At 59.0% G+C, this 11825-nt stretch carries 12 protein-coding genes; all 12 read right to left on the bottom strand.

Going from position 1 to position 11825, the window contains the following annotated elements:
- Positions 1–107: 107 nt before the first annotated feature.
- Complete coding sequence (locus tag HUW52_RS07280) at positions 108–899, bottom strand: amidohydrolase (RefSeq protein WP_175553272.1); 792 nt, start codon at positions 897–899, stop codon at positions 108–110.
- Positions 887–2035, bottom strand: coding sequence for a pyridoxal phosphate-dependent aminotransferase (locus HUW52_RS07275; RefSeq protein ID WP_016984366.1), 1149 nt, complete (start codon positions 2033–2035; stop codon positions 887–889). The genes HUW52_RS07280 and HUW52_RS07275 overlap by 13 nt, the downstream gene beginning before the upstream one ends.
- 214 nt (positions 2036–2249) lie before the next feature.
- Positions 2250–3719: a ribosome biogenesis GTPase Der gene (gene der / locus HUW52_RS07270; protein ID WP_016984367.1), complete on the bottom strand. Its 1470-nt coding sequence runs from the start codon at positions 3717–3719 to the stop codon at positions 2250–2252.
- Positions 3720–3855: 136 nt separating this feature from the next.
- On the bottom strand, positions 3856–5007 hold the full coding sequence (gene bamB / locus HUW52_RS07265; RefSeq protein ID WP_016984368.1) for an outer membrane protein assembly factor BamB: 1152 nt from the start codon (positions 5005–5007) through the stop codon (positions 3856–3858).
- Positions 5000–5641 (bottom strand): tetratricopeptide repeat protein, encoded by a 642-nt coding sequence (locus HUW52_RS07260; RefSeq protein WP_007916865.1) that lies wholly within the window; start codon positions 5639–5641, stop codon positions 5000–5002. The genes bamB and HUW52_RS07260 overlap by 8 nt, the downstream gene beginning before the upstream one ends.
- Positions 5642–5682: 41 nt before the next feature.
- The gene (gene hisS, locus HUW52_RS07255; RefSeq protein WP_016984369.1) at positions 5683–6972 is read right to left on the bottom strand and encodes a histidine--tRNA ligase; all 1290 of its coding nucleotides are present in this window, start codon (positions 6970–6972) and stop codon (positions 5683–5685) included.
- 37 nt (positions 6973–7009) lie between these two features.
- Positions 7010–8119, bottom strand: a complete 1110-nt coding sequence (gene ispG / locus HUW52_RS07250) for a flavodoxin-dependent (E)-4-hydroxy-3-methylbut-2-enyl-diphosphate synthase (RefSeq protein WP_003227888.1) — start codon at positions 8117–8119, stop codon at positions 7010–7012.
- Positions 8120–8122: 3 nt separating this feature from the next.
- Positions 8123–9157: a RodZ family helix-turn-helix domain-containing protein gene (locus tag HUW52_RS07245; RefSeq protein WP_175553271.1), complete on the bottom strand. Its 1035-nt coding sequence runs from the start codon at positions 9155–9157 to the stop codon at positions 8123–8125.
- A complete protein-coding gene (pilW, locus tag HUW52_RS07240; protein WP_175553270.1) occupies positions 9157–9915 on the bottom strand; it encodes a type IV pilus biogenesis/stability protein PilW in 759 nt (252 codons plus the stop codon). The genes HUW52_RS07245 and pilW overlap by 1 nt, the downstream gene beginning before the upstream one ends.
- Before the next feature lie 12 nt (positions 9916–9927).
- The gene (gene rlmN, locus HUW52_RS07235; protein ID WP_016984373.1) at positions 9928–11076 is read right to left on the bottom strand and encodes a 23S rRNA (adenine(2503)-C(2))-methyltransferase RlmN; all 1149 of its coding nucleotides are present in this window, start codon (positions 11074–11076) and stop codon (positions 9928–9930) included.
- A 28-nt stretch (positions 11077–11104) separates the two neighbouring features.
- Complete coding sequence (gene ndk / locus HUW52_RS07230; RefSeq protein ID WP_007916882.1) at positions 11105–11530, bottom strand: nucleoside-diphosphate kinase; 426 nt, start codon at positions 11528–11530, stop codon at positions 11105–11107.
- 88 nt (positions 11531–11618) lie between these two features.
- Positions 11619–11819 carry a Fe-S cluster assembly protein IscX gene (gene iscX / locus HUW52_RS07225; protein ID WP_008084655.1) on the bottom strand — a complete coding sequence of 67 codons (201 nt, stop codon included), beginning with the start codon at positions 11817–11819 and terminating at the stop codon, positions 11619–11621.
- Positions 11820–11825 lie beyond the last annotated feature (6 nt).

The following is an 11825-nucleotide window of genomic DNA, read 5'->3' as shown; positions in this document are numbered from 1 at the left end:
TTCGGGGCCTTTTTGTTCAAGATCAAAAGATCGCAGCCTTCGGCAGCTCCTACATTGGGATTTCGTACACCCTGTAGGAGCTGCCGAAGGCTGCGATCTTTTGCTTTTCAGGTGAACTCGAATGTGTCGGCATCCAGATTCGCCGGGAAGCGCTCGCGATACACCGCGAGCGGAGCCGCTTCCAGCACAGCCTTGAACACACCATCCGCCTCCCCCGCCGCCAGCAAGGTTTCGCCCTGGAAATCCAGCACCTGACTATCACCGGTATAAGCGAAACCCTTGCCATCAGTGCCGACGCGGTTCACTGCCGCCACATAACAAAGGTTTTCGATCGCTCGCGCTGGCAACAGGCGATTCCAGTGCAGACGTCGCGCGCCTGGCCAGTTGGCGGTGTACAGCAACAGATCGGTGTCTTGCGCGTCGCGGCTCCACACCGGGAAACGCAGGTCGTAACAAATCAGCGGCCGGATTCGCCAGCCCTTGAGTTCGAACTGCACCTGACGTTCGCCAGGGGTGTAGTGGTTATGCTCACCGGCCATACGGAACAGGTGACGTTTGTCGTAATGCAGCACTTCGCCATCCGGCCGCGCCCACAGCAGGCGATTGCGATGGCTGCCGTCAGCGGCCTGAATGATCACACTGCCGGTGATCACTGCATTGAGCTTCGCCGCCTGAACCCGCAGCCATTTGCTGGTCGGGCCGTTCTCGGCTTCGGCAAGGGTTTCGGACTCCATGGAGAATCCGGTGGTGAACATTTCCGGGAGGATGATCAGATCCGCGCCCTGCGCCTGCTCCAGCAACTGCTCGAAATGCTCGAGGTTGGCCTGACGGTCGTGCCAGGCCAGACTGGTCTGGATCAGCGCCAGGTTGAGATCGGGTAACGCACTCAGATCACGCATAGTTTTGCCGCCGCTTCACGCAGCGTCTCCTCGCGTTTGGCAAAGCACAGACGCACCAGGCGCTGGCCTTGCGGTGGGTTCTGGTAGAACACCGACACCGGAATACTCGCCACGCCGTGTTCGCGGGTCATCCACATGGCCATCTCGACGTCATTCAGGTCAGGACGGATCTGCGAGTAATCGACCAGTTGGAAGTAGGTGCCAGTGACTCGGGTAAAGGTGAAGCGCGACGACGCCAGCAGATCGCAGAACAGATCACGTTTGGCCTGATAGAAACCCGGCAGCTCTTCGACGTGTTCCGGGTGCTCGGCCATGTAATCGGCCAGGGCATATTGCAGCGGAGTGACACCGCAGAAACTGACGTACTGGTGCACCTTGCGCAGCTCGGCGGTCAGCGCTGGCGGTGCGACGACGTAGCCGGTTTTCCAGCCGGTAACGTGGTAAGTCTTACCGAACGAGCTGACCACGAAGGCGCGCTGATACAGCTCTTCGTGAGCGAGCACGCTGACGTGCGGCACGCCGTCGAACACCAGGTGTTCATAGACTTCGTCGCTGATCAGGTAGATGTCACGATCACGGATCAACGCCGCCAGTTGATCCAGCTCGGCACGGCTGATCAGGGCGCCGCTCGGGTTATGTGGGGTGTTGATGACGATCATTTTCGTGCGCGGGCTCAAGGCCGCCGCGAGTTTGTCGAAATCGATGGAGAAGTCGTCCGGGTTCAACTGCACATGCACGCAACGACCGCCCGCCAACTCGGTCGCCGGCTCATAGCTGTCGTAGCACGGATCGAACACGATGACTTCGTCGCCGCTGTGGATAACCGCCTGAATCGCACAAAAGATCGCCTGGGTCGCGCCCGGCGTCACGGTCACTTCGCTGTCGGCATTGACCTGCACGCCATAGCTGCGTGCGATTTTCGCCGCAATCTGTTCGCGCAGCGCAGGCAGCCCGGTCATCGGCGAATACTGGTTATGGCCACTGGCGATGTGTCGACCGACTGCATCACGCAGTGACTGCGGGCCGTCAAAATCAGGAAAACCCTGGGACAGGTTGATCGCGCCGGTTTGCGCCGCGAGCTGAGACATCTGCGTGAAAATCGTGATGCCGACATTCGGCAGCTTACTGGTGATCATCGGGGGTTCCCTGCTCAACACCCGGCTCTGACGACGGCGCGGGAGAGCCCGAGGATAGCCCATCCGGCGCCCATAAAAAAAGGGCGCTCTGGTGAGCGCCCTTCTTATCGCCGACCTCATGTAGGAGCTGCCGCAGGCTGCGATCCTTTGATCTTGTCTTTGAAGCAAAATCAAAAGATCGCAGCCTGCGGCAGCTCCTACACGAAGTGATAAATCACTTCTTGTCGCGGCGCTTCTTGTCGGCTTTCTTGTGGTGCGACATCAAGCGACGCTTCTTGTTGACCTGGCGGTCGGTCAGCGTGGTTTTATTGCCTTCGTACGGGTTCTCGCCGCCCTTGAACTCGATGCGGATCGGCGTGCCGACCAGCTTCAGCACACGGCGGTAGGTGTTCTCCAGATAGCGCACGTACGACTTCGGCACTTTCTCGATCTGGTTACCGTGGATCACGATGATCGGCGGGTTAGCGCCACCCAAGTGAGCGTAACGCAGCTTGATCCGGCGGTTGTTGACCATCGGCGGCGCGTGCTCGCCAACCGCGTCTTCCAGAATCTGGGTCAGACGGTTGGTCGGCCAGCGGGTGACCGCCGACTTGAACGAGTTCTGTACGGAAGCGTAGAGGTTGCCTACGCCAGTGCCGTGCAGGGCCGAGATGAAGTGAATGTCGGCGTAATCAACGAAGAACAGACGACGTTGCAGCTCGACTTTGACGTAGTCGCGCTCGCTCGGCGTCATGCCATCCCACTTGTTGATCGCGATGACCAGCGCACGACCCGACTCAATGGCAAAACCGAGCAGGTTGAGGTCGTGATCGACCACGCCTTCGCGGGCGTCCATCACGAAGATCACCACGTTGGCGTCTTTGATCGCTTGCAGGGTTTTGACCACGGAGAACTTTTCGACTTCTTCGTGGATCTTGCCGCGCTTGCGCACACCAGCGGTGTCGATCAGCGTGTACTTCTCTTCATTGCGTTCGAACGGGATGTAGATACTGTCGCGCGTGGTGCCTGGCTGGTCGTAAACAATTACCCGGTCTTCACCGAGCATGCGGTTGACCAGGGTCGACTTGCCGACGTTCGGCCGGCCAATGATCGCGATCTTGATCCCGTCTTTTTCGCTCGGGCCAGGAATGCGCTTGGCTTCCTCGCCTTCGGCAACGATCTCTTCTTCGCCTTCTTCCGGCTCTTCTTCGTCTTTCGGGAAATCACCGAGGGCGATTTCCAGCATCTGGGTGATGCCACGGCCGTGAGCACCGGCGATCGGGATCGCGTGACCCATGCCCAACGGAGCGAACTCAGCGCGGGCCATTTCCGGGTCGATGTTGTCGACCTTGTTGGCGACCACGTAGGAACGCTTGTTACGTTTGCGCAGGTGTTCGGCGATCATCTGGTCGGCGGCAGTGAAACCGGCCTTGGCATCTACCAGGAACAGCACAACATCCGCTTCTTCAATGGCCAGCAGCGACTGCTCGGCCATTTTTTCGTCCATACCATGCTCGTCACCGGAGATACCACCGGTGTCGACCAGAATGTAGGAACGCCCTTGCCACTTGGCCTCACCGTACTGGCGATCACGGGTCAGACCGGACAAGTCGCCGACGATGGCGTCACGAGTCCTGGTCAGGCGGTTGAACAAGGTGGACTTGCCGACGTTCGGTCGGCCCACCAGGGCGATTACGGGAACCATGCGGCTCTCCACTTCGTTATTTCAGAAAATACAAAAGCCGCTGCGAGGCAGCGGCTGGTGCTCGGGGCAACGCCTGTTAGCGCTGCAAGCCCCATGAATCCGGGGCCGCCTGGGGGTTTAACCCCAAGCATAGTTGTTACTTGATGGTCAGGGCTTCCAGTTTGCCGCTGTTGCCATATACATAAATCGTGTCACCCACCACCAGCGGACGGGCACGCAGGCCGTCGCTGTCGATGCGCTCACGGCCGACGAAACGACCGTCAACCTGACTCAGCAGGTGCAGATAACCTTCCAGGTCACCCACTGCAACATAGCTGGAGAACACTTCCGGAGCCGACAGTTGACGGCGAGCCAGCGAATCGTTGCTCCACAATGCTGTGGTGGAACGCTCGTCGACGCCTTCAACGGTGCCCGAGGACAGGCTCACGTAAACGCTGCCGAAACCCTGAGCGATACCGGCATAGCTCGACGCATCGCGCTGCCAGAGTTGACGACCGCTTTCCAGGTCCAGTGCCGCAACGCGACCCTGGTAGCTGGCAACGTACAGCGTACCGCCGGACAGCAGCAGACCGCCGTCGATGTCGACCACGCGCTCCAGTTCCGAACGACCTTGTGGAATCGCGATCCGTTGTTCCCAGACCGGCACGCCGTTGGAAATGTCCAGAGCGACCACTTTACCGGTCGACAGGCCGGCCACCGCGAGGCGGTTGGTGACCAGCGGTGCACTGGTGCCACGCAGGGTCAGTACGGCCGGCGTGCTGTCATACACCCAGCGTTGCGTACCGGTCGATGCATCCAGACCGATCAGACGATCGTCCTGAGTCTGCACCACTACGACGTCACCGTTGTTGGCCGGTGGCGCGAGGACTTCGCTGTTGACGCGTGCACGCCATTTCTCCTCACCGTTGCTGGTGTCCAGAGCGACGACTTCGCCACGCAGCGTACCGATCAGCACCAGACCGTAACCCACGCCAACGGCGCCGGAGACAGGCAGGTCAAGATCCTGCTTCCATTTTACGTCGCCATTGCCGCGATCCATGGCCATCACCACGCCGGTTACATCGGCAGCGTAGATGGTGTCACCGTCGATCGCCGGCACCAGCATGTTGTAGGTTTCGCCCTGACCGTCACCGATCGAACGACTCCACTGCTTTTGCAGAACCACTTCTTCTTTGAAGTCGGTCAGTTCAGCCGGTGGCAATTCTTTTTTGCTGTTGCTGCTGCAACCCGCGGCCAGAAGGGCCAGAGCCAGCAATGCTGCATGCTTCCAACGGATCACGTCACGCATCCCCTTTGGCCAGGTCGTCGAGCTTGATTTGAAGGCCACCGACCGCCGCTTCATCCGACAGTGCCGCCTTGGCTTTTTGATACGCCTTGTTCGCGTCATCGGTACGGCCCAGCTGTACCAGCAGGTCGCCCTTGAGTTCTTCGCGAGTGGCCAGGAACGCTTTGTCGGCATCGCCGTCGAGCAGTTTCAGGCCGTCTTCTGCCTTGTTCTGCGCACCCAGCACCTGCGCCAGACGCTGACGGGCGATTTCGCCCAGCGCCGGGTTGGCCGGTTTGTCGACAATGGCTTTCAGCTCGGTCGCGGCGTCATCCAGCTTGCCGCTGTCGACCGCCACTTTGGCGACGAACAGGCTGCCGTACTGCGCGTAGGCAGAACCGCCGAATTCGCTGTTGAGCTTGCCGGCCAGATCCGCCACGCGGGCAGCATCAGGCTTGCCGTCAGGCGTCAGCGTGGTTTCCAGCAATTGCTGATAGAGCACCGAGGCGCCTTGCGACTGGTTGCTCTGATACTTGTGATAAGCCTGCCAGCCGAACACGATAACCAACGCCAACAGGCCGCCGGTGACCAGAGGTTTGCCGTTGCGTGTCCACCAGTCCTTCAAATCCGCCAACTGTTCGTCTTCGGTACTCGACACCCCAATACTCCTTAATCGCTAAATCGGCTGTTTGGACAGCTTCAACCCTGCACGACGCAGGTGGCCAGGTGAGCGGCGAGCGCATCCCAGGCAATGCTTTGTTGTTCGCCCTGGCCACGCAGGGGTTTGAAACCTACCACTTGCTGGGCCATTTCGTCGTCACCGAGGATCAGTGCGTACAGCGCACCGCTCTTGTCGGCCTTCTTGAACTGGCTTTTGAAGCTGCCGGCGCCGGCATTGACTTGCAGACGCAGGTTTGGAAGTTGATCACGAACACGTTCAGCCAGAGCCAGACCGGCCAGCTCGGCTTCTTCACCGAAGGCGCACAGATAGACATCGACCTGACGGGAGATTTCTTCCGGGATCTGCTCAAGGGTTTCCAGCATCAGCACCAGACGTTCGATGCCCATGGCAAAACCGACGCCGGTGGTCGGCTTGCCACCCATTTGCTCGACCAGACCGTCGTAACGACCGCCCGCGCAAACGGTGCCCTGGGCGCCGAGTTTGTCGGTGACCCATTCGAATACGGTTTTGCTGTAGTAATCGAGGCCGCGCACCAGTTTCGGGTTGAGCACGTAAGGAATGCCAACGGCATCCAGACGCGCTTTCAAACCTTCAAAGTGCGCACGGGATTCGTCGTCGAGGTAATCGGCCATTTTCGGCGCATCGACCAGCACCGCTTGAGTGTCGGCATTTTTCGTGTCGAGCACGCGCAGCGGGTTGGTTTTCAGGCGACGCTGGCTGTCTTCGTCGAGCTTGTCGTGGTGCGCCGAGAGGTACTCGACCAGCGCTTCACGATAACGCCCACGGGACTCGCTGGTGCCGAGGCTGTTGAGTTCAAGCTTGACCGCATCACGAATGCCTAGCTCGCCCCACAGGCGCCAGGTCATGGTGATCAGCTCGGCGTCGATGTCCGGGCCGTCGAGATTGAACACTTCCAGACCGATCTGGTGGAACTGGCGATAACGGCCTTTCTGCGGACGCTCGTGGCGGAACATCGGGCCGATGTACCAGAGTTTCTGCACCTGGCCACCGCCGGTGATGCCGTGCTCGAGTACGGCACGCACGCACGCCGCGGTACCTTCCGGACGCAAGGTCAGGGAGTCGCCGTTGCGGTCTTCGAAGGTGTACATCTCTTTTTCGACGATGTCAGTGACTTCACCAATCGAGCGTTTGAACAGCTCGGTGAATTCAACGATCGGCATGCGAATCTGCTTGTAACCGTAGTTATCCAGCAGACGCGCAACGGTGCCCTCGAAATAACGCCACAGGGGGGTCTGTTCGGGCAGGATGTCGTTCATGCCACGAATGGCTTGCAGAGACTTGCTCACTTTAAATCCTTAAATTCGTTCGGCGCTTCAGTCAGGCTCAGCCGCGCGCAATAACCGCAGCGTCAGCTTCGACCTTTTCGGCCGCTTTCTGGCGGATCAGCTTTTCCAGCTCGTCCACCAGATTGTCATTCGTCAGTTTCTGCGACGGCTTGCCGTCGATGTAAATCAGGTTTGGCGTGCCGCCAGTCAAGCCGATATGGGCTTCCTTGGCTTCGCCGGGGCCGTTGACCACACAGCCGATCACCGCGACATCCAGCGGGACCAGCAGGTCTTCAAGGCGCCCTTCCAGCTCGTTCATGGTTTTCACCACATCGAAGTTCTGCCGCGAGCAGCTCGGGCAGGCGATGAAGTTGATGCCACGGGAACGCAGATGCAAAGACTTGAGAATGTCGTAACCGACCTTCACTTCCTCGACCGGGTCGGCCGCCAGCGAGATGCGGATGGTATCGCCAATCCCCTCGGCGAGCAGCATACCTAGGCCCACGGCGGATTTCACTGTGCCCGACCGCAATCCACCGGCTTCGGTGATGCCCAGGTGCAGCGGCTGAACGATTTCTTTCGCCAGCAAGCGGTAGGCTTCGACGGCCATAAACACGTCGGAGGCCTTCACGCTGACCTTGAAGTCCTGGAAATTCAGGCGCTCAAGGTGTTCAACGTGGCGCAGGGCGGATTCGACCAGTGCAGCCGGGGTCGGCTCGCCGTATTTCTTTTGCAGGTCTTTTTCCAGGGAACCGGCGTTGACGCCGATGCGGATCGGAATTCCGCGATCACGAGCTGCGTCAACCACCGCGCGAACACGGTCTTCACGACCGATGTTGCCTGGGTTGATACGCAGGCAGTCCACGCCCAGTTCGGCCACGCGCAGAGCGATCTTGTAGTCGAAGTGGATGTCGGCAACCAACGGCACCTTGACCAGTTGCTTGATCTTGCCGAACGCCTCGGCGGCGTCCATGTCCGGCACCGAAACGCGAACGATGTCGACGCCAGCGGCTTCCAGACGGTTGATTTGCGCAACGGTGGCGGCCACGTCATTGGTGTCGCTGTTGGTCATGCTCTGCACAGCGATCGGCGCATCGCCGCCCACCGGTACGTTGCCGACCCAGATCTTGCGCGAAACGCGACGTTTGATTGGAGATTCGCCGTGCATGACTTATTGACCCAACTTCAGGCGAGCAGTCTCGCCACTGGTGAACGGAGCGATATCGACCGGTTGGCCGTTGTAGCTGACCTGTGCGGCGCGGGCAACACCCAGACGCACGTTAAGCGGCGGCTTGCCGGAAACGGTGACGCTATCGCCTTTATGCTTCAGACCACTGAAGATCACTTTGCCACGACCGTCGGTCACTTGTGCCCAGCAATCGGCGCTGAACTGCAGTTGTACCTGACCGTCGCCAGCCACCGGAGCGGTTGCTTCTGCGGTCGCTGCCGGTGTAGCAGGAACAACCGGAGCGGTGACGGTCGGCGCTGGAGTGGTCGGCACGGTTGGCGCGGGGTTAGCCGGGGTAGCGACAACCGGCGCCGGTGTATGAACCGGGGCGGTCGGCGTTGCAGCCGGTGCTGCTGGAGCAGTTGCCGGAGCAGCGCCTTCTGCACCAGTCGACTCAGCCGTGGTTTCCGACTGAGGCAGCGCCAGCGCTGTAGAAGTATCGGCCTGATTCTCTTCGACAGCCTGGTCTTCCGGCTCGTCGATCGGGTGAATCTGGGTGGTACCGTCAGCCCCTTCGACTTCAACGTGCTCAGGCGCCAGAGACGTCAGGTCCTTGGTGCGCTGCGAAGTCTGATCCTGCCACCAGACGAAACCGCCGCCGATGACCGCGATCAGCAACAGCAGGCTGACAATACGCAAAATGGTGTGGGAAACCCGCACCGGCTCTTCGATACGACCAAGGGCGTGAACATTGCTGCCCTGGGAGTCGGTGCCGGTGGACTGGTCGAATTGCTGAACCAGAACGGTCTGGTCCATGCCGAGCAATTTGGCATAGGCGCGAATGTAACCGCGAGCGAAGGTATGCCCCGGCAGCTTGTCGAAAGCGCCGGCTTCAAGATTGCTCAGGGAAGTCACGGTGAGGTTGAGCTTGAGGGCCACTTCGGCCAGCGACCAGCCATTGCTTTCGCGGGCCTGGCGCAGGGTCTCACCGGGGTTAACGCGATTCGCTGCTACAACTTCGGGATGCGCCGCTTTCATCATTGCTCCGACAGGTATTGCTGATATTCCGGCGTACCGGGATAGAGTCGTTTTAATTGCAGGCCATAACTGGCGGCCTTGTCGCGATCTTCAAACACTTTTGCCAGCCGAACGCCGAGCAATAGACTACGTGCATTTTGTTCGGTCAGCAGGCTGAAACGGTCGTAATAGTCACGCGCGGGCACATAATGCCTGTCTTCGAAGGACAACTCAGCCATTTCCAGCAATGCGCGTGGTTGTTGGCGGTTCAAACGCAGTGCCTTTTCCAGCTGTTGCTGCGCCAGATCACGCTGACCGAGCTTCGCCGCCGTCATGCCGAGGTTCTCGAACACACGCGAACGCTCAGGATACAGGGTATCGGCAGCAGCCTGTTCAAAACGCTCGTAGGCTTCTTTATAACGCTGTTGTTCGTAGAGAAAACTGCCGTAATTGTTGAGGATGCGCGCATCGGCGGGACGGGAGGACAAAGCCTTGCGGAAGTGTTCGTCGGCCAGCTCCGGCTCCATTTCGGACTGGAACACCAAACCGAGGGCCGCGTTGGCATCAGGATCGGAACCTTCGATTTCCAGCGCCTTCTTCAGCGGCACCTTGGCCCGCTCGCTCATGCCCTGCTGCAAGTATCCCAACCCCAACTGCACGTAGGCAGCCCGCGCTTCATCGCGGCCCTTGCTGGTCTTCATCGGGTTGTAGTCACCCGACAGGACACAACCAGCACACAGGCTGGCCAACAGCAACAGCAGCGCAAAGCGCAGGGACATAGAGATCCTCTCTTAATTTGTGTTCGCGGCGTTCTGTGCCAGATCGCTGTCGGCGCTCAACTCACGCACGGCGATATAACGTTCGCTGCGACGGGTGCGATCCAGCACCTGCCCTACCAATTGACCACATGCGGCGTCGATGTCTTCACCACGGGTGGTGCGGACAGTGACGTTGAAACCGGCCTGATGCAACTGATCCTGGAAACGACGGATCGCGTTGTTGCTTGGCCGCTCGTACCCGGAATGCGGGAACGGGTTGAACGGAATCAGGTTGATCTTGCACGGAATGTTCTTCAGCAACTCGATCATCTCGACGGCGTGCTCAACCTTGTCGTTGATGTCCTTGAGCAAGGTGTACTCGATGGTCAGCACACGTTTCTCGCCAAGGGCGGACATGTAGCGCTGGCACGACTCGAGCAGCATCTTAAGCGGATATTTCTTGTTGATCGGCACCAATTGGTTACGCAATGCGTCATTCGGTGCGTGCAGCGACAACGCCAGGGACACGTCGATGTGCTTGGCCAGCTCATCGATCATCGGCACCACGCCCGAGGTGGACAGGGTCACGCGGCGCTTGGAGATCCCGTAGCCGAGGTCATCCATCATCAGATGCATGGCGGCAACGACGTTGTCGAAGTTCAGCAGCGGCTCACCCATGCCCATCATCACCACGTTGGTGATGGCACGGTCGACGGTTGCCGGGACACTGCCGAAAGATTTGTTGGCAATCCACACCTGGCCAATAACTTCGGCGGCGGTGAGGTTGCTATTGAAGCCTTGCTTGCCGGTGGAGCAGAAACTGCAATCCAGGGCACAGCCTGCCTGGGACGAAACGCACAGAGTGCCGCGTTTGCCTTGGGGAATGTATACGGTCTCGACGCAGCTGCCGGACGCCACGCGCACCACCCACTTACGGGTGCCGTCGCTGGAGATGTCCTCGCTGACCACTTCCGGACCACGGACCTCAGCAATAGCCTTGAGCTTGTCACGCAAGGCCTTGCTGACGTTCGTCATGGCGTCGAAATCATCGACGCCAAAGTGGTGAATCCATTTCATTACCTGACCGGCACGGAAACGCTTCTCCCCGATTGAGTCGAAGAATTTTTCCATTTCCTGTTGAGTCAGACCCAGCAGGTTGGTTTTTACAGTCGATGTAGTCATGGATTCACCTTCACTCTTAAGCCAATGCTTAGCGAGTGGTTACTTCAGTAGCTGCGAAGAAGTACGAGATTTCACGAGCAGCTGCGGCTTCGGAGTCCGAACCGTGAACAGCGTTGGCGTCGATGGAATCAGCGAAGTCAGCGCGGATGGTGCCGGCAGCAGCTTCTTTAGGGTTAGTAGCGCCCATCAGCTCACGGTTCAGAGCGATAGCGTTTTCGCCTTCCAGAACCTGAACAACAACAGGACCGGAGATCATGAAAGCAACCAGGTCGCCGAAGAAACCACGAGCGCTGTGCTCAGCGTAGAAGCCTTCAGCTTCAGCTTTGGACAGTTGCTTCAGTTTCGAAGCTACAACGCGCAGGCCGGCTTTTTCGAAACGAGTGGTGATTTCGCCGATGACGTTTTTTGCAACAGCGTCAGGCTTGATGATGGAGAAAGTGCGTTGAACAGCCATGGTGTAACTCCAGAAACGGTAATTTGCGAAAAATTAAACCCGCGAATTATACGCGGGTTCTTGGGTATTGCCTAACCTGCGAGGACGATCAGTCCAATTCTTCAGCCCAGAGCGTCTGAACCGCTTCCAACACCTTCTCGCCAACACGGCCAGAGGTATTGTCGAAATCCGGCAGCTCTTTGATCCATTGCTGCAGATCGACGAAATTGACAGAAAACGGATCTACACCCGGCTTGGCCTCGGCCAATTCTTCTGCAATACGTTGAACATCATTCCAACCGTAGCTCATGACAGT

Source organism: Pseudomonas sp. 43A (assembly GCF_013363935.1).
In the GTDB taxonomy this organism is placed as follows: Bacteria; Pseudomonadota; Gammaproteobacteria; order Pseudomonadales; family Pseudomonadaceae; genus Aquipseudomonas; species Aquipseudomonas crudilactis.
This window is presented reverse-complemented; position numbering and strand designations above follow the sequence as displayed.

Excerpts from the sequence above, each read along its gene's own strand:
- HUW52_RS07280 (WP_175553272.1), bottom strand. The coding sequence starts at position 899 with ATGCGTGATCTGAGTGCGTTACCCGATCTCAACCTGGCGCTGATCCAG.
- HUW52_RS07275 (WP_016984366.1), bottom strand. The coding sequence starts at position 2,035 with ATGATCACCAGTAAGCTGCCGAATGTCGGCATCACGATTTTCACGCAG.
- der (WP_016984367.1), bottom strand. The coding sequence starts at position 3,719 with ATGGTTCCCGTAATCGCCCTGGTGGGCCGACCGAACGTCGGCAAGTCC.
- bamB (WP_016984368.1), bottom strand. The coding sequence starts at position 5,007 with ATGCGTGACGTGATCCGTTGGAAGCATGCAGCATTGCTGGCTCTGGCC.
- ispG (WP_003227888.1), bottom strand. The coding sequence starts at position 8,119 with ATGCACGGCGAATCTCCAATCAAACGTCGCGTTTCGCGCAAGATCTGG.
- HUW52_RS07245 (WP_175553271.1), bottom strand. The coding sequence starts at position 9,157 with ATGAAAGCGGCGCATCCCGAAGTTGTAGCAGCGAATCGCGTTAACCCC.
- pilW (WP_175553270.1), bottom strand. The coding sequence starts at position 9,915 with ATGTCCCTGCGCTTTGCGCTGCTGTTGCTGTTGGCCAGCCTGTGTGCT.
- rlmN (WP_016984373.1), bottom strand. The coding sequence starts at position 11,076 with ATGACTACATCGACTGTAAAAACCAACCTGCTGGGTCTGACTCAACAG.
- ndk (WP_007916882.1), bottom strand. The coding sequence starts at position 11,530 with ATGGCTGTTCAACGCACTTTCTCCATCATCAAGCCTGACGCTGTTGCA.
- iscX (WP_008084655.1), bottom strand. The coding sequence starts at position 11,819 with ATGAGCTACGGTTGGAATGATGTTCAACGTATTGCAGAAGAATTGGCC.